Raw genomic sequence first — 23,611 nt, 5'->3', positions numbered from 1 at the left:
GCGTTACCTCTTGAACCAGTGGCGGGCGGAGAAATACCCGATGACGCCCACCGCGATCACGAGGCAGGCCGCGGCGATCGCATCGAACGCCCATGGTTCCTCGGCATAGGGCAGGCCTTTCACGTTCATGCCGTACAGGCCGGTCAGGAACGTCAGCGGCAGGAACACCATCGCCGCGATCGAGATGATCAGCGAGCGGTTGTCGATCTGCTCCGCGCGCAGATCGGTCAGCGTCTCGTGGACCAGCGCCGCGCGTTCGCGGATCGACTCCAGTTCCTCCGCCATCCGCGCGGCGCGATCCGCCGCCGCCGCCAGATGCAGCCGGTCGTCGTCGGCGAGCCAGTCGCCGGGCAACGCCGCCAGTTTCTCCAGCGCCGCGCGTTGCGGGCTGAGGAATCGTTTATAGCCGATCGCCGCCACGCGGACCTTGCTGACGGTGCGGCGCAGTTCGAACACGCGGTTGGCGTCGAGCTGTTCCTCGCAATCGTCGAGCTCGTCGCCGAGCGTCGCCACGTCGGGATCGAGATCGGCGGTGATCGCGGTCGCAAACGCGGCGATCAGGTCGCCCGGATCGCGGATTTCGCCGCGCTCGACCATCTTTTCGACCTCGCCGACCGCGATCAAAGGCTTCCGCGTGACCGAGAAGACGCGCCCCTTTACCGCCCAGGTCCGCACCGAGGCGAGCATGTCGGAGGTGTCGAGCTCCTCATGCGAGCGCCCGCGCAAATTGAGGAACGCGCCCTCGCCGACCGCTTCGCACCGCGGCCGCGTCTCGGTCGCAGTCAGTGCGTCGACGACGTAATCGAGCAGCTTGGCCTCGTCGCGTAGCCATGTCTGGGCATGCTCGGCGGTGGTCGACAGATGGACCCATACGAGGTCGGCGGTACAGTCGAGCGCCTCCTTCACGCCAACGCGCGTCGCTTCGCCGTTGGTGATGCGGAAGCCGAAACCGCTCATCGCGCCATCTCGATCGTGACGGTGAGGCCCGTGCCCGGATCCACCGGCATCGCCGCGCAATACCGCGCGGCGTCGGCACGTGCACGGTCGAGGATCGCCGCGGGCACGTCGGGGCCGTGATAGACCCGGTCGGCGCTGGCGAGCGCCCGCGCCTGGCGCAACGTCAAATCCTCGGGATCGTCAGACAGCAGGACGAGGGTAATCGCCACGTCACGCACCGCAGCGGGCGCGTCCGTCGGCACCAGCCATGCAGCGACGTCGTGCGTCGGTGACAACGGATCGAGCATCCCGCCCGCCGCCATCGCGGTCGCTAATGCCCGGCGGCGCTCGCCCATATCAGGCCAGCGCTTCCGCAACGCGCCACGCGCCGCCTGCAACGCGAGCGCAAGTTTGCCGAGATCGGCGGGCACGATCGCCTCCAGACGCTGACGCAACGCCGCCGCCAGCCCGGCCGATACGCCGCTAGTGCCGATCGCGATCAGCACCGGTGCGCGGTCGACGATCGCCGGCAACGTGAAATCGCACAGCGCCGACCGGTCGACCGCATTGACCAGGATCCCGCGCGCCTTCAGCCGCGCGACTGCCGCCAGCGCCTCGTCCTCGTCGTCGATCGCGACGATCGCTAGAGACGCCGCCGCATTCTCGTCGACCACATCGGCCCCAGCCCTATCGAGCAACCGCCGCTTCGCATCCGCCGCCTCGCCCTCGCCCAGCAGGATCACCGGGCGCCCCGCTAGCCTCACGAACAGCGGCAGGCTCTGTAGCGGAGCGGGCGATGTCACCGCTTGAGCCATTCCGGCACGCGCTCGGCGGCCAGGATCGTTTCCGGATGAATGCGATCCGCGACCACTGCGAACCGGTCGCCGTCGACCAGCACCTCGGGCACCAGCGCGCGGCTGTTATAGGTCGACGCCATCGTCGCCCCGTACGCGCCGGCAGTGCGGAAGATGCCGAGATCGCCTGACTTCACCGCGTCGATATCGCGGCCCATCGCGAAGGTGTCACCGGTCTCGCATACCGGCCCGGCGATGTTCGCCATCATCCGCTCGCCGGTCGGCTCGACCGCGACGAAATCGTGATACGCGTCATACATCGCGACGCGCGCGAGGTCGTTCATCGCCGCGTCGACGATCACGTACGGATTGACCACGCCGGGCTTCACCCAGATCACTTCGGTCAGCAGCACGCCGGCATTGCCCGCAATCACGCGCCCTGGCTCAAACATCAGTTCGACGTCCCATTCGGCGGTCGCGCGCGCAACCATCGCGCCGTAGTCGGCCGGGCTCGGCAGCACGTCATCGGGCTTGTAGGGCACGCCGAGACCGCCGCCGAGATCGACGCGGCTGATCGTATGCCCCGCGGCGCGCAGTTCCGCGACCAGCTCGCCGATGCGCGCATAGGCGGCTTCCAACGGTGCGAGATCGGCGAGCTGGCTGCCGATGTGGATCGCCACGCCGCGAAGGTCGAGCCCGTCATGCTTCGACAGCCGATCGAACATCGCCACCGCCTGATCGATCGCGACGCCGAACTTGTTCTCCTTACGCCCGGTCGAGATTTTCGCGTGCGTGCCGGCATCGACGTCGGGGTTCACCCGCAACACCGCCGGCGCGCGTTCGCCGCGAGCATGCGCCAGCGCGGCAAGGACTTCGCCCTCCTCCTCCAGCTCCAGATTGAACTGGCCGATCCCGGCGTCGAGCGCCTGCGCCAGTTCGCGCCGCGTCTTGCCGACGCCCGAGAACACGATGTCCGACGCCGGGATCCCCGCCGCCAGCGCGCGCTGCATCTCGCCCGCGGAAACGACATCGGCACCATAGCCTTCGTCGGCCAGCACGCGGAGCACTGCGACGTTGGGGTTCGCCTTGATCGCATAGGCCAGATGCACGCGCCCCGCAGGCTTCAGCGCATCGCGAAATACCTGCGCGTGGCGGCGGAAGGTGGCGGTCGAATAGACGTAGACGGGGGTACCGACGGCCTCGGCGATCGCCGGCAGGGCGACGTCTTCGGCGTGCATCACACCGTCACGATAAGCGAAATGGTCCATGGCTCAGGTCTTCAATTTGGCGGCGGCAGGTCGAACTCGTCGCTGCGGCGCTCGTCGGATTGGGTGAGCAGCTCGTCGCTGCGCTGCGGGCGTTGCTGCGTGGTCGGCGCGAGCAGCTGCGCCGCGGTCGGCGGGGTCTTCGCACCGTAAGGCGCGACCGGGAGCGTCTTGCCCTCCGCCGGCACCAAGCCGTCCGCCGCACCGCAGCCCGTAAGGGCCAGCACCAGTCCCGCCAATCCCAGAAGCCGTTTCATGCAATATCTCCCCGCGCAGCCCGGATCGCCGCGCGCACATTGTCCGGCGCGGTGCCCCCGAAGCTGGTCCGGCTGGCGACCGACGCATCGACCGAGAGCACGCCGTACACGCGTTCGTCGATCCGCGCATCGATTGCCTTCAGGTCGTCGATCGGCAGCGCATCGAGCGCGACCTTGCGCTCCTCCGCCAGCTTGACCGCACGCCCGGTGACATGATGCGCCTCGCGGAACGGCAGCCCCGCCTCACGCACCAGCCAGTCGGCGAGATCGGTCGCGGTCGCGAAGCCGCTCTCCGCCAGCCCGCGCATCCGGTCAGTGCGGAACGTCGCGCTCTCGACCATGCCGGTCATCGCCGCGATCGACAGCGCGAGCAGGTCGTGCGCCTCGAACACCGGTGGCTTGTCGTCCTGCATGTCCTTCGAATAGGCGAGCGGCAGGCCCTTCATCGTCACCATCAGCGCGGTCATGCAGCCGAGGATCCGCCCGGCATGCCCGCGCACCAGTTCGGCCGCGTCGGGGTTGCGCTTCTGCGGCATGATCGAACTGCCCGTCGACCATTGATCGCTGAGCGCGACGAACCCGAACGGCTGCGACGCCCACAGCACGAACTCCTCGGCGAGCCGCGACAAATGCAGCGAGGTCTGCGTCGCGGCGGTCAGATACTCGATCGCGAAATCGCGGTCGCTGACGCCGTCGAGCGAATTGGTCATCGGCCCGTCGAAGCCGAGCGCGGCGGCGGTCATCTCGCGGTCGATCGGAAAACCGGTGCCAGCAAGCGCGGCCGAGCCAAGCGGCGACCGGTTCATTCTTGCGCGCGCATCGGCAAACCGCCCGACGTCGCGCGAGATCATCGCGTGATACGCCATCAGATGATGTCCGAGCGTCACCGGCTGCGCGGACTGCAAGTGCGTGAAGCCTGGCATCACGCTCGCCGCATGATCTTCCGCGCGATTCAGGAGTGCCGCCTGAAACCCCGCGAGCGCCGCCAGCGCCTGGTCGATCGCGTCGCGCACCCAGAGGCGGAAGTCGGTCGCGACCTGATCGTTGCGCGAGCGCGCGGTATGGAGGCGACCCGCAACCGGCCCGATCGCATCGGCTAGCCGCGCCTCGGTCTGCATATGAATGTCTTCGAGGACCAGATCCTCCTCGACGCCGTGTTCGGCATAGTGCGCCGCAACCGTGTCGAGCCCCGCCGAGATCGTCGCCGCGTCCTGCGCCGAGACGATACCCTGCTTGCCGAGCATCGCGACATGCGCCTTGGAGCCGGCAATATCCTGCTGCCAGAGCCGCTTGTCGAAGGGAATGGAGGCGTTTATCTCGCGCATGACCGCGGCTGGCCCCTCGGCGAACCGCCCACCCCACATCGAATTGGAACCGTCCATGGTCTTGCGTCCTGTGTTCACTTCGCGCCCAATCGTCTGTCTGGTGGGAATGGGCCTGCTGGTCGCCGGCTGCGATAGGAAATCGCCCGCGCCGGAGCAAGCGAACGTCGTCGCCGCGAACACCGTCTCCGCTGACGAGGTTACGTCCGCCCCCGCGCCCGACGAAGCCACCGGTCCTGCCACCAGCACCGAAAAGCTCGACCGCAGCCACAAGGGCGAGACCGGACCGACGGTTGCCTTCACCGCCCCCGACGGCAAATCGGTCACGCTCGCCGCGTTCAAGGGCAAGCCGCTGCTGCTCAACATGTGGGCGACCTGGTGCGCGCCGTGCGTCGCGGAGATGCCGACGCTCGATGCCGCGGCGAAGTCGCTCGCGGGCAAGGTCCAGGTGATCGCGGTCAGCCAGGACTTGCAGGGCGCGGAGAAGGTGAAGCCGTTCTTCGCTGCGAAGAGTTTTTCAACGCTGAAGCCCTATCTCGACCCGAAGCTCGGTCTCAGCCTCGCTTATCAGGCGAACCTGCCGACCACGATCCTCTACGATTCGGCAGGCAAGGAAGTCTGGCGGATGACCGGCGGCTATGAATGGAACATGCCCGAGGCAGCCAAGCTGATCGCCGAGGCGTCGTAGCATTTGAAAGAGTTGGGATTTGTGCCGACCCGCCTTGGTGACGAGCCAAAGGTTGATGGCGAGCCGGCACGTGCATCCTAACGCATGATTGAGCGAAAAATGTGCAAGTCGGATAGAGAATGGTTCAAATGCGATGAGCCGAGCCTTGTCGCGGGTGTCCTTTCGAAGTGCCGCCATCGGCCGCGAATGCGCAGGTGGTTGCTTGCCCGACCGTTAACCCTTTAGGGGCATGCTCGGTCTGTTATGCCGCCAGCCCGGTGAAGGGGGATGAGATGGAAGAACCCCGCATCGATCGTCTGTCGAACCGGCACCGCGACGTGCTGCGCGGCGTGGCTGCGTTGCGCAAGACCAAGCAGATCGCCGCGGAACTCGGTATCGCGCCAGGCACCGTCGACGGCTACATCGCCGACGCGGTCCGGATTCTCGGCGCGACCGATCGCGGCGATGCGGCCCGCATGCTGGCACGGCACGAACGTATTGATCCGCTGTCGGACCCAAGGGCGCCGGGCCCCGGACAATCCGGGGGCAATCTTCATGGGTGGCGGCTCCCGCGGCATCGATGCCACAGATCGCTCAGCCGGTTGTCGAACCGGAAGCTTTCCAAGATGCCGGTGCGGACCGGGTGAGCCAAGACTCCGGTACGCACCGGGTGGCCCCCGATACCGGTGCACCCCAAAGGCCATCGTTCGCGGGACTGCTTCCGATCAGGCGTACAGGACAACGCAGCAACGACCTTCCGGTCGCGGCACGCTTGCTCTGGATACCGGCTATCGCAGTGATCCTCGCGGTGGGCTTCGGCATGCTTGCGAGTGGTCTCAACGTGCTCGCCGAGCTGATCGAACGGCTAGGGCACGTGTCCGGCTAACCGATCGAGAAGGCCGCCATCGGCGGATACTTGCATGGACACTCAGCTGACGCAGACCGCCACCGATATCGGCACCCTGCTGAACCGGCTCGAAGCCCAATTGACCGAGGCCTTTGCAATTTGCTCGCACCTCGCGGTTGCCACGACGACGTTCGGCGGCAGCGCCGGCGTCACGCCGCGGATCGCCCAACCCGTCGTCCAGGAACTTGGCGGCGCCATGGCGGCGATCGCTCAGGCACAGGGTCATGTGATCGCCGCGCATCGCAGCGCCGAACGGATCGGCAAGTTCGTCGGTTTCGGCGATGGCCTGCCCAAACCGGATCAGGCATTCTTCACCGGTGCGGACATCAGCCATCTCTCGATCGTCGCCGCGGCGGCCTGACCTCGAACTCGGTCGCGCCCCGTGATCCACGTCCTGGTCTATTACGCGGTTGCGCTGGCGACATGCTGGTTCGCGTTTCGCCATGGTGGGCTCCCCGAACGGATCGTTGCGGCGGCGTTCCTGCTCGCCGCGATCCTGTCGAGTCTGCTGGCGTTCACCGCGCGGCCCGCGTTCCGGTCGGTCGATACCGCATTGCTATCGATCGACCTGGCGCTGCTGGCCGGATTGGTCGCGGTGGCGCTGTTCGCGAACCGGTACTGGCCGATCTGGATCAGCGCGCTGCACCTGCTCGCGATCGCGGTGCACGGCGTCCGCGCATACGACCCGGACCTTGTGCCCTGGATGTACGCCGCAGCGATCAGCAAGATCGCTTATCCGATGCTGGCTCTGTTGGTGGTCGGCACCGAACGCCACCGCCGGCGACGATGGTCGCATGGCTGCGATCCGGACTGGTCCAGCGCGTCAAGATCGCCCTGACCGCCGAATCTACACCGACACCGACACCGACTTCAAAATATGGATCGACGCCGATGAGCGACCCCCTTCGTTTGCGTTACCCAGCGCACCACCCCTTGCCCGACACCTTACCGCAGGAGGGTACGCCACCACAGATGCCGCTTGGTGACGCTCCCCCCGGCGACACCCCCGGGTAACGGGGCTGGATCGGGTATCGAGCCGCCATCGCCGACCGAACTCGACCGCGCCCGCGCCCTGCTTCATCAGCAACGCGCCCGATCGGCCGCATTCGCGTCGGCTCGGGCGCTGTTCCAGGATCCCGCATGGGATATATTGCTTGGGCTGTTCGTCGCGTACGAAGAGGGCACACCGCTGACGATCGACGCGGTGCAGGCCGCCACCGGGCTGTCCGAAGTGACGATCCGACGCTGGCTGCTGACACTCGAGCATCGCGGGTTGATCACGTGCTGGCCGCACACCGCCGCATGGCCGCAACGTTCGCTCGGCCTGACCGACGAAGCCCTGACGATGATGCTGCAATTCCTGCAGGAAATTTAGGAAGCGCTGGATGCCCCGTGAGGATTCGAACCTCAATAGGCGGTATCAGAAACCGCAGTCTTACCATTAGACGACGGGGCATCAGCGAGGGCGCGATCTAGGCGGGCAGTTTCGCGCTGTCAACGCCAAGATGATGCCGATCCGCCAGTTCGCTTGCGTAATCGCGCCGCCGCGCTACATTCGTCGTCAAGCACCGGGCGGGTATTTTCCCGCAGCGGCAGATATAGATAGCGAGTTTTGCGGCGATGGGGGATGTTTCCACCCGAATGCCGTTCCGGCAGGGCTCTCCTGCCCGTCCGGCGGCGACCCGGCCCGGTCGAGGGCGGTGGGCCGATGCGCAGGCGTTTGCCGCGCTGGATCTCGGCACCAACAATTGCAGACTATTGATCGCGCGACCGCAGGCTGGCGGCTTTGCGGTAATCGATGCGTTCTCGCGAATCGTCCGGCTCGGCGAGGGCCTGGCGTCGACCGGCAAGCTGAGCGATGCGGCGATCGAGCGGACTATCGCCGCCTTGCGCGTGTGTTCGGAAAAGCTTCAGCGCCGCAACGTCACGCTGGCGCGGTCGGTCGCGACGGAGGCGTGTCGGCAGGCGTCGAACGGCCCCGCGTTTATCGCACGCGCACTGGCCGAGACGGGGATCCATCTCGACATCATTTCCGCCGAGGAAGAGGCGCGGCTGGCGGTGCTCGGCTGCCACGCGCTGATCGAGCCGGGAGAAGACCCCGCGCTCGTGTTCGACATCGGCGGCGGGTCGACCGAGCTCGTGCTGGTGGACACATCGACGCCGATCCCGACCGTGCTCGACTGGCATTCGGCGCCGTGGGGCGTGGTGTCGCTGACCGAGCATGCCGGTGGTGGCGAAGGCGAGGACGGTCGCCGGGCTGCCTATGCGCGGATGCGTCAGGTGGTCGCCGACAGCTTCGCGGGGTTTGCCAGCCGCCTGCCCCGGCATATCGAACGGCCACGGCTGCTTGGCACCAGCGGCACGGTGACGACGCTCGGCAGCGTGCATCTCGGGCTCAGCCACTACGACCGCTCGGTGGTCGACGGGCTGATCGTGCCGGCCTCCGCGATGCGGAAAATCAGCGCCGACCTTTCCCATATGTCGATCACGGAGCGCGCCAAGCTGCCGTGCATCGGCAACGAGCGCGCCGACCTGGTGGTCGCGGGCTGTGCCATTCTGGAGACGATCATGGATTTGTGGCCCGCCGAACGGCTCGGCATCGCCGACCGCGGCATTCGCGAGGGTATTTTGCGCGGACTGATGGGTTCGCCCAAACCCGGCAAAGCCACGGGGGTCGCAGCATGAGCCGGGGCGGTTCCGGCGGGCACGTCCGCGTCCTCACTGCGCGGAAACGGACCGCGCAGTCGACGCGCTGGCTCGAGCGGCAGCTGAACGATCCGTATGTGAAGCGCGCCAAGGCCGACGGGTATCGCAGCCGAGCCGCGTACAAGCTGATCGAGCTCGACGAGCGGTTCGAGTTGATCCGCGGCTCGAAGCGCGTGGTCGATCTCGGCCTCGCGCCGGGCGGCTGGGCGCAGGTGATCCGGCGGCGGATCCCCAAGGCGACGGTCGTGGGCATCGATTTGCTCCCGGTCGATCCGATCGAGGGCGTGACGATCTTCGAGATGGATTTCCTCGACGACGCAGCCCCCGGCAAGCTGATCGAGGCGCTGGGCGGCGCACCGGATCTGGTGCTGTCGGATATGGCGGCGAACACCGTCGGGCATCCGCAGACCGATGCGCTGCGGACGATGGCATTGGTGGAAACCGCGCTGCACTTTGCCTGCGAGGTGCTCGAGCCGGGTGGCACGTTCGTGTCGAAGGTGTTCGCGGGCGGCGCCGATTCGGAGCTGGTCGCGGAGATGAAGCGGAACTTCAAGACGGTGAAGCATGCCAAGCCGCCGGCGAGCCGCAAGGGGTCGGTCGAGTGGTTCGTGGTAGCGCAGGGGTTTAAGGGCCGAGACCCGAAATAGCGTAGCTATTTCGGACCAGTCGAAAGCCCGGCCAGCGTTACGCAGCAACGACTGACGACGCGGCTTTGCCGTGGCGCCCTGCCTTTGGGTGATACGCGAGCGCGACGTTAGCAAGCATGTTTCCCCGCGAAGGCGGGGATCCAGACTGGGCTCCCGCCTTCGCGGGAGAACAAGGGCGCTGGGTGGTTCGCTTGGTCTGAGCTTACCCCGCAACGCACGTCATGGTCATCCCCGCGCAGGTGGGGATCCATATACTCAGGCGCCCGCGATTTTTCTAGGCCAGCCAATATGGGTTCCCGCCTCCGCGGGAATGACGAACGGGCCGTCTACGTCACCCGTGCCCTCACCCTTCCCACGGCAAGGGCCGCGGGCCCCTTCCCTCTCCCCTTCAGGGAGAGGGTAAAGAAAAAGCCCGCGGACCTTTTGGGTCTGCGGGCTTCTTTCTGTTTCACGCGCCGCGGCAAAGCCGCGTCGTCGGTCGGGCTATGCCCGCCGGCCGGGGTTTCGGCCGAGACGCGGATTAGCTTTCGCTAATCCTGCTGCCTCAACCCTCGTAATCCGCACCCAGATTCTGGTTCCGCGGCGGCGCTGCGGCCGTCAGACGCAGTGCCTCGGCCGACGCGGCCAGGCTGCCGACGGCGTCGACCTCGTCGTCGTCGTCGACGCGAACCTTCTGCAGGCCCTGGATGACCTGTTCCTTGAGATGCGCCGGCTTGACGTTCTCGTCGGCGATCTCGCGGAGCGCGACGACCGGGTTCTTGTCGCGGTCGCGGTCGAGCGTCAGTTCGGCGCCGCCCGAGATCTGGCGCGCACGCTGGGCCGCGAACAACACCAGGTCGAACCGGTTGGGGATCTTGTCGACACAATCCTCGACGGTAACGCGCGCCATGCGGCTTCCTTCGTAACAACGATAGAATGAGAATGCGTCGCCTACGGGCGATGACCTGCAAAGTCAAGAAATGCGCCGCCCCGCATCATCGAGCCCGCCATCGGGTTGCCACCCGAGCGCCCGGTGTCCATCACGCACGCCATGGACGATCCCGCAGACCAGCCGACTTTCACCGTCGACGGCAACCAGATGACGCTGCTCGACACCGGCCCCCGCCGCCTCGACGCGGTGCTCGCGCTGATCGACGGCGCCGAGCGGACTCTCCGCGTGCTGTATTACATCTATGCCGACGACGAGTCCGGGAAGCGCGTCAACGCAGCGCTCATCGCCGCCGCCAAGCGCGGCGTCGAGGTCGCGCTGATCGTCGACGGCTTCGGCAGCGACGATGCGCCGCACGCGTTCTTCGAACCGCTCGAAGCCGCCAACATCTCCGTATGCCGCTTCTCCGCAAGGTTCGGTCGCCGCTATCTCCTGCGCAACCATCAGAAGCTCGCGCTCGCCGACGAAGCGCGGATCATCATCGGCGGCTTCAATATCGAGGACGATTATTTCGGCACCGCCGCCGAGCAGGCCTGGCGCGATCTCGGCCTGCTGGTCGAGGGACCGGCAGCAGGGCGGCTCGCCGGCTATTTCGACGCGCTGAAGGACTGGATCCACGAGCCCAAGAACAAGCTGCGTCGGCTCAACGCGGCGCTGTCGCATTGGAGCGAAACCAAGGGCGCGACCCGGTGGCTGATCGGCGGCCCAACGCGCAAGCTGTCGCCTTGGGCACGTGCGGTCCGCGACGACATGCGCGCCGGGCGCCGTATCGACATCATCGCAGGGTATTTCACGCCTAGCCCCGCCCTGCTGCGGCGGCTCGACAAGGCCGGACGGCGGCAGGCCGACGTGCGGATCGTCACCGCGAGTAAATCGGACAACAACGCGACGATCGCCGCCGCGCGGTTCACCTATGCGGGGTTGTTGCGCAAGGGCGTGCGGTTGTTCGAGTATCAGCCGACCAAGCTGCACACGAAGCTCTACGTGATCGACGACGCGGTCCATATCGGCTCGGCGAACTTCGACATGCGCAGCCTGTTCATCAATCTCGAGCTGATGCTGCGGATCGAGGATGCGGCGTTCGCAGGCCATGTTCGCGGCTATATCGACGGCGAGGTCGCGAAGTCGACCGAGGTGACCAAGGCGCTGTACCAGGCGAACACCGGCTGGCTGCAGCGGATCAAGCAGCTCGGCGCGTATTTCGTGGTCGCGGTGGTCGACCCGAGTTTGTCGCGCGGACTGAACTTCGGAATCGACGAATAGGGAGGCGTCTGATTGACGTGCTCAACCATTACCCGTCGTCTGATCGACGGTCACGCCCACCTGCCAACCCGTCACCCCAGCGAAAGCTGGGGTATCCCCGTTGAAGCATACTGGGGCTCGAACCAGGATACCCCAGCTTTCGCTGGGGTGACGGAGTTTGTGAGGGGCCGGGACGAACAGTGCATTCTTGGTGCGTCTGCAGCTAATTCAGCGCCGACGGCAAAGCCGCCGTCGGACGGGTTCGGCTTAGCCGACCCGCCGGCCGGGCCTGACGCTGCGCTCCGCTATCGCTTTGCGCACCGGCGCGGACGTCGCCGCGCCTGCGTCAGTCCTTCCACGCCCAATACAGCTGCGCCGGGGGCACATTCCACCACTCCATATCGTGATCGATCGACGTGAAATGCGGGGTCAGGAAGTCCTTCACCTTGGGCGAGAACTGATAGACCAGGAATGCGCCACCGGTGCGCAGAACCGAGTGCGTCGCGGTCGCGATCGCCGGGCCGACACCGGGGGGCAGCGTCGAGAACGGCAGCCCGGACAGCACGTAATCCGCCTTCTCGAAGCCGTGATCCGCGACGATCGTCTCGACCTCGTCCGCCGACCCCAGCACCGCGAAGAAGCGCGGGTCGGTGATCGTGTGGCGCAGATACTGGATGAACTCGGGGTTCGTATCGATCACCACCAGCTTGGCATCCGCCGCCATCCGGTCGAGGATCGGGCGGCAGAAGGTACCGACGCCGGGGCCATATTCGACGAACAGCTTGCAGTTCGCCCAATCGACTGGACCGAGCATTTTCCGAATCAGCTTGTCCGACGACGGCACGATCGATCCGACCATGACCGGATGTTTCAGGAAACCGGAAAAGAACATCTGCCACGGGGACGGCACGCCGGCAGGGCGGCTGCGTGCACGCCGGGTGGCGGTGGTCGAACTGGGCATCGTGTTCCTTACGATCAGGGGTCCCGCACGGTGGCGGAGCTTTGCCCCTCCCGTCGCACGAATTCCGAACGCGTTTCAAGGGCCGCGGGTTGCATGCGACGACGAACCGAAGTGGAAGTCGTGCGGCGACAAGTGGTTCCGGCGATCGGCCAACGCCGTTGCCAAGCCCGCGGCATCGCTTAAGCACGGGCCATGCACGATGATCGAACAGGAGAGGTGGCGGTCATTTTCGTGTCGTTTCGTAACGGCGCGGACATGAACGGTTATGCCACGGCTGCGGCGGCGATGGATGCGCTTGCCGTCGCGCAACCCGGCTATCGCGGGGCCGACAGCGCGCGCGAGACGGACGGCATGGGAATCACCGTCAGCTACTGGGCGGACGACGCCGCCGCGATCGCGTGGCGCGATCATCCCGAACATGCGGCGATTCGTGATCGGGGCCGAGCGCTCTGGTACGACCGCTATTCGGTGACGGTTGCGCGGATCGAGCGCGCGTATCAGTGGGCACGACCATGATCGGCTCGACGAGTGGCGGGGCGCCCGAAGGCCCGAAGATCGACCGCCGCTTCGCGCTGATGTTTCTCGTGATGCTGACGATCGCGGCGGGCAACACCGCGCTGCAATCGGTACTGCCCGCGCTAGGTCGCTCGCTCGGCGTCGCCGACAGCGCGGTGGCGGCGGCGTTCTCGGTCTCGGCGCTGCTATGGGTGATCGCCGCGCCGTTCTGGGCGAATCGGTCGGACAAGCACGGCCGGCGCGCGATGATCCTGCTCGGCGTCGGCGGGTTCAGCGTCTCGCTGACATTGTGCGGCGTGTTCCTGCTCGCCGGGATCAACGCCTGGATCGGCGGCACGACCGCGTTCCTGTGCTTCATCGGTGGCCGGCTGATCTACGGGACGTTCGGTGCCGCTGCCCCGCCGGCGGTACAGGCGCTCGTCGCCGGCGAGACAACGCGCGAGGAACGGACCAAGGCGCTGACATTGCTCGCCTCCGCGTTCGGGCTCGGTACGATATTGGGGCCGGCGATCGCACCATATCTGATCCTCGGCTCGATCGGCGGAGTCGAGATCGGGCTGGCCGGTCCTGCCTTCCTGTTCGCGGTGTTCGGCGTCGCGGTGTGGATCACGGTGCGACGGATGCTGCCCGACGACAAGATCGTCGCGCCACACGAGACGCACGGCGCGAGTTCGGCCTATCCCTCGATCGGCGGCGCCCCGACCGGCGCGTCGGTCGCCGCCGCCACCGGATCGCATGTCGAGCATGTCGGCTACACCGACCCCCGCATCCGCGCGTGGATGATAGCCGGACTGGTGATGGGGCACGCGCAGGCGATGACGGGGCAGGCGATCGGTTTCCTCGTAATCGACCGCCTCCACCTCGCCCCTGCCCTCGCGCTGGAGCCGACCGGCATCGTCCTGATGATGGGCGCCGGCGCCGCACTGCTCGCACAATGGGGCATCATCCCGCGTCTCAACATGACCCCGCGGCAACTCGTGCTGACCGGGCTCGTGCTGGCGGCGGCGGGCACCGCGCTGACCGGTATCGCGACATCGCTCTACACGATCGCCACCGCCTATGCGCTGGCGAGCCTCGGCTTCGGCTTCACGCGCCCCGGCTTCACCGCAGGCTCGTCGCTCGCCGTCGGCGCCAACGCGCAAGGCTCGGTCGCGGGCAAGGTGACGTCGATTAACGGCGCCAGCTTCGTGCTGGGCCCGTCGATCGGCGTCGGATTATACGAGGCGCAACATTCGCTGCCCTATCTGGTCGCGGGCGCGGCATGCGTCGTGATGATCGCCTATGCCTGGGTGTCGCTGAAGGATGCCAGGGACAGTTAGAACGGATCGGCCCGAAACGTATTTGGGCGCACGCGTCATCGTTATGCGTGCGCCCTCCACTCGCTCAGGCAGCGCTCGTGTCCCGGTCTGCCGCCTCGCAACAGGCCGCTATTTCGCGGAAACCATGATGCAGTATAAAAGCACCGGCACGCCGATCAGCAGAATCATCAACAACAAGTTCATCTGGATAAGTCGGTTCAGCCATTTCGGCCGCTGCACGGAATGCTCGTCCGCATCTGCTTCCGAATAGTCTTCGACGATATCCATGTCGAACTTGTTGGAAAAGAAATGCCTTGGCCGCATCCGCAAGAAGGGCCGAGGCGAACGAGCGTGATCGTCTATATCCTGGCGCACCGACGGATGATCGCCGAATTTCGAGGCCGAGTCTGACATGATGTGGTTTCCGTTTACTCGAGATCATGGGCGTGCAGAGCACGGCCCAAAGGTCAGATCGAATAAAGCCCGAACTCGAACGGCCTATAGCAGCGAGCTCGGGCTACCCACGTGCGGCGAGTTGCCCGGAATGGTCGCGGAAACGCTTATGTGTCGCAGGAGCGTACATGGAAGTTACATCGGAGCCGGATGAGGTAATGTCAACGTATAGCAGCGCAGACACGGATCGCCGATGGGTAGCCCCCTCCGCCGGGAGGGGGCGCTAGTCATTCCGCACTTTTCACGGGAAAGGCGAAACCGATTGGCTGGATCGCAGTGGCGTCCTGCTTCAGACGAGCAGCCATCTGTTCGTATTCGCGTTCGGTCTCAGGTGTCACGCTGGCGCGCGACTCCTTCAGCGCGCCCTCGAAGTCGGCCATCGTCACGTCGGTCGAATCGATCGAACGGCGCAACGCCACCAGGCCGGCGCGGCGGACGACGTCCTCCAGGTCTGCACCCGAGAAACGGTCGGTTCGGTCCGCGAGACGATCGAGATCGACGTCGGACGCCAGCGGCATCTTCTGCGTCTGGATGCCGAGGATGCGGCGACGCCCGGCCTTGTCAGGAACACCAACATAGACAAGCTCGTCGAACCGGCCCGGGCGCAGCAACGCCGGGTCGATCAGGTTGGGCCGATTGGTCGCGCCGATCACGACGACCGACTGCAGTTCCTCCAGCCCGTCCATCTCGGCGAGGATCGTGTTCACCACGCGTTCGGTCACCTGCGGCTCGCCCGCGCCGCTGCCACGTGCCGGCACCAGCGAATCGAGTTCGTCGATGAAGATCACGCACGGTGCGACCTGACGGGCGCGCTGGAACAGGCGGGCGATCTGCTGTTCGCTCTCGCCGTACCATTTGCTGAGCAGGTCGGACGATTTGGTGGCGATGAAGTTCGCCTCCGCCTCGCGCGCGACCGCCTTCGCCAGCAACGTCTTGCCGGTCCCCGGCGGCCCGTAGAGCAGGAAGCCCTTGGCCGGACGGATGCCGAGACGGCGGAACGCGTCGGGGTTCTTGAGCGGGAGTTCGACGCCCTCCTTGAGCCGCATCTGCGCATCGTCGAGGCCGCCGACATCGGCCCATCGCACGGTCGGCGCCTGCACCATCACTTCGCGCATCGCCGACGGCTGGACGCGCTTGAGTGCTCCCAGGAAATCCTCGCGCGTGACCGACAATTCGTCGAGCACCTCTGGCGGGATGGTCCGCTCCTCAAGATTGAGCTTGGGCATGATCCGACGTACCGCCTCGATCGCCGCCTCGCGGGTCAGCGCGGCGAGATCGGCGCCGACGAAGCCGTAGGTGGTGCGTGACAATTCATCGAGATCGACACGATCGCCGAGCGGCATGCCACGCGTGTGGATACCGAGGATCTCGCGACGGCCACGTTCGTCCGGCACGCCGACGACGATCTCGCGATCGAACCGGCCGGGACGACGCAGCGCCTCGTCGATCGCCTCGGGACGGTTGGTGGCCGCGATCACGACGAGGTTCGCACGCGATTCGATGCCGTCCATCAGCGTCAGCAACTGCGCGACGAGACGCTTTTCGGCCTCACCAGACACCTGACCACGCTTCGGCGCGATCGAATCGATCTCGTCGATAAACACGATCGAAGGCGCTGCCTTAGCCGCTTCCTCGAACACCTCGCGGAGGCGTGACTCCGACTCGCCATAGGCGGAGCCCATGATCTCGGGGCCGTTGATCAGGAAGAACTGCGCGTCGGACTCATTGGCAACGGCGCGTGCGAGACGCGTCTTGCCGGTGCCGGGAGGGCCATGCAGCAACACGCCCTTGGGTGGATCGACCCCGAGCCGCTGGAACAGTTCGGGGTAGCGGAGCGGCAGCTCGACCATCTCGCGCAACTGGTCGATGGTCTGCGCCATGCCGCCGATGTCGTCATACGTGACGTCGGCACGCCGCGCGGCCTGCGGCTCCTCATACTCGGAGCGCAGTTCGATCTCGGTATTCTCGTCGATGTGCACCACGCCCTTGGGGCTGGCGGCGATCACGGCGAGACGGATCTCTTGGAGCGCGTACGCCGGCGCGTTCATGAACTGTTGGACGTTGGGCGGCATGTTGCCGACCCGCTGATGCCCTGCGGTCGCGACGATATCGCCCTGGCAGATCGGCCGGCCGAGGAAGGTGCGCTTGAGTGCGTTGGTCGAACCCTGGAGACGGAGGTTCTGTTGCGCCGGCGCGAAGACGACGCGGGTCGCTGGCTTCGACTCGGCCTTGCGCACTTCGACGAAATCGCCCGAGCCAACGCCAGCGTTTGCACGCTGAAGGCCGTCGATGCGGAGGATGTCGAGACCTTCGTCCTCGGGATACGGCCCAACGGCGCGCGCGGGCGTGTTCTGCTTGCCGAGGATCTCGATCACGTCGCCTTCGCCAATGCCGAGCGTCGCCATCAGCGCGCGCGGCAGATGCGCGAGGCCGCGGCCACTATCCTCGGGACGCGCATTGGCGACCTGGATTTTCCGCGTGGGGATTTCGCTGTCGGGCATGTCGACTCCATTCGAACTCGTAGCGCCTGAGATAGGGCGCCGGTTCCGATGGTTCGAGGCCTTGAAATCGCCTTCCCGGATGGAAAACGCACAAAAAAAGGGCCGGCCAATAAAGGCCAGCCCATGAAAGTTTTTAGGAGAGGATGCCTGAAAGGCGAGGTCTTTTTGCGGCGAGACGGTTCATGTTGCAAGTGCGAAGGGATCAGCTACGATTGCGCTAACTGCAATCGTATGGCTGAATGCGTCCTGCGGTCTTTGTCACACGCGTCGAGTCGAAAGAGGAATCATGCGCAGGCTGCCGCCACTGGGGGCTATCGAGGCGTTCGTGCAGGTCGCGCGGCTGGGGTCGATCAAGGCCGCGGCCGAGGATCTGGCGCTGTCGGCGCCTGCGCTCAGCCGGCGCGTGCAGAGTCTGGAGCGATTCATCGCCAAGCCTTTGTTCGCGCGCAGGCATCAGGCGATGGTGCTGAATGCGGATGGCGAGCGACTGCTGGCACAGATCGCCCCGGTGCTCGACTCGCTGTCCGACGCGGTCGAGTCGCTGACCAGCACGACCGAGGTGCTGCGGCTGCGGCTCGGCATCCTGCCGCTCTACGCGTCGCAGAAGCTGTTTCCACGGCTCGGCGAGTTGCGCACGACGCATCCCGAACTGCATCTCGACATCGATACCGCGGCGCATCTGGTCTCGCGGCTCGGCGACGGGCTCGACGCGGTGATCGCCCTGTCGCGCGAGATCGATCCAGCGTTTTACGCGCGGCGGCTCGATCGCAATTCGGTGTATGTGATCGGTGCACGCAGCCTGCTCGACCGCGCCGATCCGGTTACGCGCCCCGAACAGCTCGCGACACTGACCGCTCTGGTCCACCGCGACATGCCGGATACGTTCACCGCATGGCGGCATTCGGCGGGGCTCGACGATATCGAGCCGTTGGCGATCGATCATTTCGATTCGGGCGCGCTGATGCTGGAGGCCGCCGCGCAGGGCTTGGGCGTGGCGTTCATGCACGCAAGCCATTTCCAGGATGCGAACGATCCGCGGCTGGTGCGGCTGTTCGATATCGAGGTCGAGAGCCCGTACAGCTACTGGTTCGTCTGCCGCCCGCGGGCGTTGCAGAGCAAGCCGGTGAAGCTGTTCCACGACTGGCTGATCAAGACCGTAGCGGAAGTCTAACCGCTACTCCCCTCCCGCTTGCGGGAGGGGTCGGGGAGGGGCGTGCCTCACCGACCGGACGCCAGTGCGTACGTCGCGCCCTCCCCTAGCCCCTCCCGCAGGCGGAAGGGGATTTAGCTCACGTAGCGCGGCTTATTCGCTGCTGTCCCATGCCCCCTGTCCGTCACCCCAGCGAAAGCTGGGGTATCCCTGTTGGGAAGCGGCGAGGCTCGAACCGGGAGATCCCAGCTTTCGCTGGGATGACGGGTGAGGTGGGGTAGGTGGTGCCGCGACGCTACGTCGAACCCGAAGCGCGTCGCGGCTAAGCCGCGCCGTCGGACGGAGCTTTGCTCCGCCGGCCGACTTCGACTGTCTCCGGCGCAGTTGGGCTGCGCCGGTGCAGTCTTCAGTTTGCGCGTGCCTTCACGATCTTGCCCGGCGTCTTCGGCGGCTCGCCCTTCGGCAGCGCGTCGATCAGGTCCATGCCGTCGGTGACTTCGCCCCAGACGGTGTATTGCTTGTCGAGGAAGCGGGCGTCGTCGAACACGATGAAGAATTGCGAGTTCGCGGTGTCGGGCTGGTTGGTACGCGCCATCGAGCACACGCCGCGGACATGCGGCTCGGCCGAGAACTCCGCCTTGAGGTTGGGCTTGCTCGAGCCGCCGGTGCCGTCGCCGCGACCACCATCACCGCCCTGCGCCATGAAGCCCGGGATCACGCGGTGGAACGGCACGCCGTCGTAAAAGCCTTCGTTCGCCAGCTCGGCGATCCGCTCGACGTGCTTGGGCGCGAGATCGGGGCGGAACTTGATCGTGACGTCGCCGCCCTCGAGGGTCAGCGTGAGCGTTTCTGGGGTGTCGGCCATTCATGTTCTCCTGAATTGATGCGCGGCAGATAGGGAGCCGCACTCCGACTGGCAAATGCGCACGCGTCGCGTTAGGGCCCAACCGACCATCTTTTAAGGGAGGCAGCCATGAGCGAACTCGAGCTTCCCGAGCCCGAAACCGATACCGCGCCCGAGACTCAACTCGATCGCGACGACCATTTGCGCCCCGAATTCGTCCGGGCGGTGCTCGATGCGGTAGAGAACGGCAACGACGAGGCGGCGCGCGCCCTGGTCGAGCCGCTGCACCCGGCCGACATCGCCGATCTTTTCGAGCTGACCCCGCAGGAGGATCGCGCGGCCCTCGCACGTGCGGTTACCGATCTGCTCGGCGGCGACGTGTTCGCCGAGATGAACGATTATGTCCGCGAGGATCTGATCGACGCGCTCGAGCCGCACCAGGTCGCCGATCTCGCGTCCGAACTCGATACCGACGACGCGGTCGCGATCATCGAGGACATGGACGAGGATGAGCAGCGCGCGGTGCTGCGCGCGCTCGATCCGGACGATCGCGCGGCGATCGAGGAGGCGCTGAGCTACGCCGAGGAATCCGCCGGCCGCCTGATGCAGCGCGAGCTGATCGCTGTCCCTGAGCATTGGACCGTCGGCGACGCGATCGATTACCTGCGCGGGCATGAGGAACTGACGACCGATTTCTGGGAAATCTTCGTCGTCGACCCCGCGCACAAGCCGATCGGCACGTGCCAGCTGTCGTGGATGCTGCGCACCCCGCGCGGGATCGCGATCGCCGACGTGATGAAGCGCGAGCAGACGCTGATCCCGGTCGACATGGATCAGGAGGAGGTCGCGCTGCGCTTCCAGAAATACGCGCTGATCTCGGCGGCGGTGGTCGATCATGGCGGCCGGCTGGTCGGGATGATCACGGTCGACGACATCGTCCACATCATCTCCGAAGAGGCGGGCGAGGATACGCTCCGGCTCGCCGGTGCAGGCGATGGCGACATCAACGAGCCGATCCGGCTGACCGTGCGAACTCGGTTCACGTGGCTGGTGGTCAATCTCGGCACCGCGATGGTCGCGTCGTCGGTCGTCGGGCTGTTCCAGGGGACGATCGCGAGCTTTGCACTGCTCGCGGTGCTGATGCCGATCGTCTCGGGGATGGGTGGCAATGCTGGCACGCAGACGCTGGCGGTGGTGGTGCGCGCGCTGGCGACCAACCAGCTGACGAGCTCGAACACCGCGCGGATGATCGGGCGCGAGTTCCGCATCGCCGCCGCCAATGGCGTGATGCTGGGGGCGCTGATCGGGTGCGGGACGTATGTGATCTTCCACAACGTCAATCTGTCGATCGTGATCGCCGCAGCGATGCTGACCAACAATCTGACCGCGGGGCTCAGCGGCGTGCTCGTGCCCGTGACGCTCGACAAGTTCCGGATCGATCCGGCGGTGTCGTCGGCGGTGTTCGTGACGACGATGACCGATACGATGGGGTTCTTCTCGTTCCTCGGGCTGGCGAGTCTTTGGGGCCTGCACGGTTGATCGGCCGGTTTTAAGGCCCATTTCCAACGCCATGCCGCTCCACCTCACCAAAGTCGCGTTCGGCGCGGAAAGCGTCGACCATCTCGCCGAGCGGCTCCGCCTGCGCGGCGAGGAAGGGCCGGTGTTTTTGACCACGCGCTATCTGCCGAAACGCCACGAGGAGGTGGCAGGGCAAGGCTCGATGTTCTGGATCCTCAAGCACCAGCTGATCGCCCGCTCGCCGATCCTCGGCTTTGGTGAGGCGGAAGGCGGCCGCGTCGCGATCCACATCGATCCCAAACTGGTGCTGGTCCAGGCCCGTCCCAAGCGCGCGCACCAGGGGTGGCGGTATCTGGAGGACGCGGATGCGCCGCTCGATCTCGGCGGCGACGCGACCGGACTCGACGTGATGCCGCCGGCGTTGATGACGAAGCTGGCGGAATTGGCGCTGATCTGAGGGTGAGCGGTCGCCCCTGTCATCCCAGCGAAAGCTGGGATCTCCCCGTTCGGCGAGCGTTGCGCGCCCCGTGAAATACCCCAGCTTTCGCTGGGGTGACGGACGTCAGGCAGAGTACGGGTTCATCCTCTTATCCGATTTGGAGAGCATAGCCTCCTTTACGGAGCAGACATCCCAGCCTTCCCACACACCACCGGCCCGCCAGCCGCTGCATCCACCCGGCATTTTGCATTACCGGCGACCGTCACGCTTCCCAGCCCGCTGTTCGTCACCTGCGCCGTATAGCGCGCCGCCGCCTTCGTCTCGCCGACGCCGTCGAGGTGGACGGTCAGGTCGTTGACCACCAGCGCCGACGCGTCGATCGCGCCCGGCCCGCTCGTCACCAGTCTCGCCCGGGCGGCCCTGCCCGCGAGCGTCATTTGGCCGGTGCCGATCACCGTCGCGTTCAATTGATCGGTATCCGCCGCCGCCAGCGCCAGGCTCCCGTTCCCGCTGACCGTCACGTCGACGCGCATCCCGCGCATCTTCGCGATCGTCAGCCGCCCGCCGGCCTCGACGCTGGCCGAGGTCAGCCCGGGCGTCGACAAAGTGATCACGATCGGGCCCGAGCCCCCCTTGCGCGGCTGTTCGCCCCAGCCGCCGGTGCCTTTGCGTACCGACAGCGTGGTGCCATCGACGCGGACCGCCACGCTTTCGGTCGTGCGGGAATCGCCGGTGATCGTCGCGCGGGGCGAGCCGATCGTGACCCGCACCTCGAACGGCCCCTCGACACGGACCCGATCGAAGCTGCCGACCGAGACCGTCCGGCTCGCCGCGGATCCTTGCGCGAACGCCGGCGAGGACAGGAGCAGCAGCGGTGCGAGCAGGTATCTCATGGGCCTATCGTCGCCGCTTCACCGCCCCCGCGCAAGTCGAACAACGCGACTCAGCGCCCGCAGCTGACGCTCCCCGAGCCCATCTTCGAAATCGTGCAGCGCGATTTCGGCCCGAGATCGACGTCGCCCGAGCCCATCATGTCGACCTTGGCCGGACCGTCGACGACCGCGCGGACGCTGCCCGATCCGGCGATCTCGACCTTGGCCGACTTCGCCTGGAGCCTCGATGCCTCGACATTGCCCGAACCCGCGATCTCCACGCTCAGATCGCGTGCGGATCCGCTGGCGCGCGCGGTGCCCGAGCCCGCGATCGAGAATTTCGCCGATTCCACCTGCACCGCGGCGATCGTCAGATTGCCCGACCCTGCGATGCCGCCCTCGAAGCCGCTACCCTCGACGCGGTCCACCGCCATGTTGCCGGAGCCGGAGACGTTCGCCTCGGTCAGCCGCGGCAGCGTGACGTACACCTTGACGTTCGCCCCCTTGCTCCAGCCGAAGCCCGTCCCGTTCTTGCGGCCGATGTCGAGCGTCGCGCCGTCGCGTTCGATCCGGAGCCGGTCGAGCTGCTCGCTCGGCCCCTCGGCGCGGACCGAGAAGCCGGTACCGACGCGGACGTCGACATCGTCCGAACCGCGCAGGTCGATCTGGTCGAAACCGGTGACCTGGAAGGTGCGGGTCGTGCCCGCTCCCGACGCGGCGACCCCGGATCCCTCGCTGTCGCCGTTCCAGCTGAACGAGCAGGCGGCGAGAGGTATGATCAGCCCGAGCGCAAGAAAGTTCATCGCATCCTCCTGTGTATTGTTCAAGCAATACACCTGATCGCAGAGGCTGCAAAGCGAAATTACACGGGCGGCAGATGTGAGCTCCCTAGTATCCTCCCCCGCCAGGGGGAGGTGTCGCCGAAGATGACGGAGGGGAGGGCACGGAACAGGGGTTACCCTTTCCGCCCCCTCCGTCTGGCAAGTGCCAGCCACCTCCCCCTGGCGGGGGAGGAATCCCAGCCCTCAGCGCCTCTTGCAGGGGTAGGCGTCGCGCAGCGCATCGCGGACGACGAAGGACGGCGCGCCGGTGCCCGTCTTCTTGGCTCGTGCGCGCAGATACTTCCGCACCGTCGCCGCGACCTCGATGTTCGAGGCGCGGGCCGGCAGCGGGCAGATGTCGCCCGACGCCGACAGCGCGTCGAATTCGCCGAGGATATAGCCGGTACAGAAATTGGCGGTCGGATCGCCGTCCTTGCCCTGGCAATATTCCAGTAGCTGCTGGGTCGTGAGCGAACTCACCACCACCGGCCGACTGGCAGGTCGCTCGGCAGGGCGATCCGCGGCGGCGAGTGCAAGCATCAGCAAAATCATGACGGTCCCTTCGCG

General features: G+C 66.3%; 26 protein-coding genes and 1 tRNA gene. 13 read left to right on the top strand and 14 right to left on the bottom strand.

Annotation, left to right across the window (positions count from 1 at the left end; all coding sequences use genetic code 11):
• Positions 1–3: 3 nt before the first annotated feature.
• The 5 genes from QP164_RS16160 to argH are packed head-to-tail and all read right to left on the bottom strand — an operon-like array spanning position 4 to position 4,616.
• The gene (locus QP164_RS16160; RefSeq protein WP_333923781.1) at positions 4–957 is read right to left on the bottom strand and encodes a CorA family divalent cation transporter; all 954 of its coding nucleotides are present in this window, start codon (positions 955–957) and stop codon (positions 4–6) included.
• A complete protein-coding gene (locus QP164_RS16155; protein ID WP_132742491.1) occupies positions 954–1,751 on the bottom strand; it encodes a precorrin-2 dehydrogenase/sirohydrochlorin ferrochelatase family protein in 798 nt (265 codons plus the stop codon). The genes QP164_RS16160 and QP164_RS16155 overlap by 4 nt, the downstream gene beginning before the upstream one ends.
• Positions 1,736–2,998 (bottom strand): diaminopimelate decarboxylase, encoded by a 1,263-nt coding sequence (gene lysA, locus QP164_RS16150; RefSeq protein WP_132742492.1) that lies wholly within the window; start codon positions 2,996–2,998, stop codon positions 1,736–1,738. Before lysA ends, QP164_RS16155 begins: the two co-directional genes overlap by 16 nt.
• An 11-nt stretch (positions 2,999–3,009) precedes the next feature.
• On the bottom strand, positions 3,010–3,252 hold the full coding sequence (locus QP164_RS16145; protein ID WP_132897479.1) for a hypothetical protein: 243 nt from the start codon (positions 3,250–3,252) through the stop codon (positions 3,010–3,012).
• On the bottom strand, positions 3,249–4,616 hold the full coding sequence (gene argH / locus QP164_RS16140) for an argininosuccinate lyase (RefSeq protein ID WP_435368388.1): 1,368 nt from the start codon (positions 4,614–4,616) through the stop codon (positions 3,249–3,251). Before argH ends, QP164_RS16145 begins: the two co-directional genes overlap by 4 nt.
• Positions 4,617–4,632: 16 nt before the next feature.
• On the opposite strand from argH, the gene QP164_RS16135 reads away from it, so the two are divergent.
• From QP164_RS16135 to QP164_RS16115, 5 genes are all read left to right on the top strand, one after another.
• Entirely contained in the window at positions 4,633–5,262 is a 630-nt protein-coding gene (locus QP164_RS16135; protein WP_333923779.1) for a TlpA family protein disulfide reductase, read from the top strand.
• 272 nt (positions 5,263–5,534) lie between these two features.
• The gene (locus QP164_RS16130; RefSeq protein ID WP_333923778.1) at positions 5,535–5,888 is read left to right on the top strand and encodes a helix-turn-helix domain-containing protein; all 354 of its coding nucleotides are present in this window, start codon (positions 5,535–5,537) and stop codon (positions 5,886–5,888) included.
• A 273-nt stretch (positions 5,889–6,161) separates the two neighbouring features.
• Positions 6,162–6,509 carry a hypothetical protein gene (locus QP164_RS16125; RefSeq protein ID WP_132897476.1) on the top strand — a complete coding sequence of 116 codons (348 nt, stop codon included), beginning with the start codon at positions 6,162–6,164 and terminating at the stop codon, positions 6,507–6,509.
• A 21-nt stretch (positions 6,510–6,530) separates the two neighbouring features.
• A complete protein-coding gene (locus QP164_RS16120; RefSeq protein ID WP_333923777.1) occupies positions 6,531–6,986 on the top strand; it encodes a hypothetical protein in 456 nt (151 codons plus the stop codon).
• A gap of 141 nt (positions 6,987–7,127) precedes the next feature.
• Entirely contained in the window at positions 7,128–7,523 is a 396-nt protein-coding gene (locus tag QP164_RS16115) for a hypothetical protein (RefSeq protein WP_333923776.1), read from the top strand.
• Positions 7,524–7,530: 7 nt separating this feature from the next.
• On the opposite strand, the gene QP164_RS16110 is transcribed toward QP164_RS16115, so the two are convergent.
• Positions 7,531–7,604: transfer RNA gene (locus tag QP164_RS16110), tRNA-Gln, on the bottom strand.
• A gap of 185 nt (positions 7,605–7,789) precedes the next feature.
• Between QP164_RS16110 and QP164_RS16105 the strand changes: the two genes are divergently transcribed.
• Both QP164_RS16105 and QP164_RS16100 read left to right on the top strand, forming a co-directional pair.
• Positions 7,790–8,833, top strand: a complete 1,044-nt coding sequence (locus QP164_RS16105; protein WP_132735192.1) for a Ppx/GppA phosphatase family protein — start codon at positions 7,790–7,792, stop codon at positions 8,831–8,833.
• Positions 8,830–9,501 (top strand): RlmE family RNA methyltransferase, encoded by a 672-nt coding sequence (locus QP164_RS16100; RefSeq protein ID WP_093398175.1) that lies wholly within the window; start codon positions 8,830–8,832, stop codon positions 9,499–9,501. The genes QP164_RS16105 and QP164_RS16100 overlap by 4 nt, the downstream gene beginning before the upstream one ends.
• Before the next feature lie 544 nt (positions 9,502–10,045).
• Here the strand turns inward: QP164_RS16100 and rpoZ are convergent.
• The gene (gene rpoZ, locus QP164_RS16095; protein ID WP_055882033.1) at positions 10,046–10,390 is read right to left on the bottom strand and encodes a DNA-directed RNA polymerase subunit omega; all 345 of its coding nucleotides are present in this window, start codon (positions 10,388–10,390) and stop codon (positions 10,046–10,048) included.
• A 141-nt stretch (positions 10,391–10,531) separates the two neighbouring features.
• On the opposite strand from rpoZ, the gene QP164_RS16090 reads away from it, so the two are divergent.
• A complete protein-coding gene (locus tag QP164_RS16090) occupies positions 10,532–11,692 on the top strand; it encodes a phospholipase D-like domain-containing protein (RefSeq protein ID WP_333923775.1) in 1,161 nt (386 codons plus the stop codon).
• 325 nt (positions 11,693–12,017) lie between these two features.
• On the opposite strand, the gene QP164_RS16085 is transcribed toward QP164_RS16090, so the two are convergent.
• Positions 12,018–12,632 carry a class I SAM-dependent methyltransferase gene (locus QP164_RS16085; protein ID WP_132735188.1) on the bottom strand — a complete coding sequence of 205 codons (615 nt, stop codon included), beginning with the start codon at positions 12,630–12,632 and terminating at the stop codon, positions 12,018–12,020.
• Between the two features lie 192 nt (positions 12,633–12,824).
• Between QP164_RS16085 and QP164_RS16080 the strand changes: the two genes are divergently transcribed.
• Positions 12,825–13,148, top strand: a complete 324-nt coding sequence (locus QP164_RS16080) for an antibiotic biosynthesis monooxygenase (RefSeq protein ID WP_333923774.1) — start codon at positions 12,825–12,827, stop codon at positions 13,146–13,148.
• On the top strand, positions 13,145–14,467 hold the full coding sequence (locus QP164_RS16075; protein ID WP_333923773.1) for an MFS transporter: 1,323 nt from the start codon (positions 13,145–13,147) through the stop codon (positions 14,465–14,467). The genes QP164_RS16080 and QP164_RS16075 overlap by 4 nt, the downstream gene beginning before the upstream one ends.
• A 108-nt stretch (positions 14,468–14,575) precedes the next feature.
• Here the strand turns inward: QP164_RS16075 and QP164_RS16070 are convergent, their stop codons facing one another.
• Together QP164_RS16070 and QP164_RS16065 are read right to left on the bottom strand one after the other, a co-directional pair.
• Positions 14,576–14,860: a hypothetical protein gene (locus QP164_RS16070; protein ID WP_333923772.1), complete on the bottom strand. Its 285-nt coding sequence runs from the start codon at positions 14,858–14,860 to the stop codon at positions 14,576–14,578.
• A 266-nt stretch (positions 14,861–15,126) separates the two neighbouring features.
• Positions 15,127–17,400, bottom strand: a complete 2,274-nt coding sequence (locus QP164_RS16065) for a CDC48 family AAA ATPase (RefSeq protein ID WP_333923771.1) — start codon at positions 17,398–17,400, stop codon at positions 15,127–15,129.
• Positions 17,401–17,686: 286 nt separating this feature from the next.
• Here QP164_RS16065 and QP164_RS16060 point away from each other — a divergent pair, with 286 nt between their 5' ends.
• Positions 17,687–18,571 (top strand): LysR substrate-binding domain-containing protein, encoded by an 885-nt coding sequence (locus QP164_RS16060; RefSeq protein WP_277983652.1) that lies wholly within the window; start codon positions 17,687–17,689, stop codon positions 18,569–18,571.
• A 385-nt stretch (positions 18,572–18,956) separates the two neighbouring features.
• Here QP164_RS16060 and QP164_RS16055 read toward each other — a convergent pair whose 3' ends face one another.
• The gene (locus QP164_RS16055; protein WP_132735176.1) at positions 18,957–19,415 is read right to left on the bottom strand and encodes a peptidylprolyl isomerase; all 459 of its coding nucleotides are present in this window, start codon (positions 19,413–19,415) and stop codon (positions 18,957–18,959) included.
• 108 nt (positions 19,416–19,523) lie between these two features.
• Here QP164_RS16055 and mgtE point away from each other — a divergent pair, with 108 nt between their 5' ends.
• Positions 19,524–20,933, top strand: coding sequence for a magnesium transporter (gene mgtE, locus QP164_RS16050; protein WP_132735174.1), 1,410 nt, complete (start codon positions 19,524–19,526; stop codon positions 20,931–20,933).
• A gap of 31 nt (positions 20,934–20,964) precedes the next feature.
• Positions 20,965–21,369 (top strand): DUF1489 family protein, encoded by a 405-nt coding sequence (locus QP164_RS16045; protein WP_132897450.1) that lies wholly within the window; start codon positions 20,965–20,967, stop codon positions 21,367–21,369.
• A 158-nt stretch (positions 21,370–21,527) separates the two neighbouring features.
• Here the strand turns inward: QP164_RS16045 and QP164_RS16040 are convergent, their stop codons facing one another.
• From QP164_RS16040 to QP164_RS16030, 3 genes are all read right to left on the bottom strand, one after another.
• Complete coding sequence (locus QP164_RS16040; RefSeq protein WP_277983651.1) at positions 21,528–22,244, bottom strand: GIN domain-containing protein; 717 nt, start codon at positions 22,242–22,244, stop codon at positions 21,528–21,530.
• Between the two features lie 50 nt (positions 22,245–22,294).
• Positions 22,295–23,026 carry a head GIN domain-containing protein gene (locus QP164_RS16035; RefSeq protein WP_333923770.1) on the bottom strand — a complete coding sequence of 244 codons (732 nt, stop codon included), beginning with the start codon at positions 23,024–23,026 and terminating at the stop codon, positions 22,295–22,297.
• A 222-nt stretch (positions 23,027–23,248) separates the two neighbouring features.
• Positions 23,249–23,596, bottom strand: a complete 348-nt coding sequence (locus QP164_RS16030) for a Rap1a/Tai family immunity protein (protein WP_277983649.1) — start codon at positions 23,594–23,596, stop codon at positions 23,249–23,251.
• Between the last annotated feature and the right edge of the window lie 15 nt (positions 23,597–23,611).

It is taken from the genome of Sphingomonas sp. LR59, assembly GCF_036855945.1.
In the GTDB taxonomy this organism is placed as follows: domain Bacteria; phylum Pseudomonadota; class Alphaproteobacteria; order Sphingomonadales; family Sphingomonadaceae; genus Sphingomonas.
This window is presented reverse-complemented; position numbering and strand designations above follow the sequence as displayed.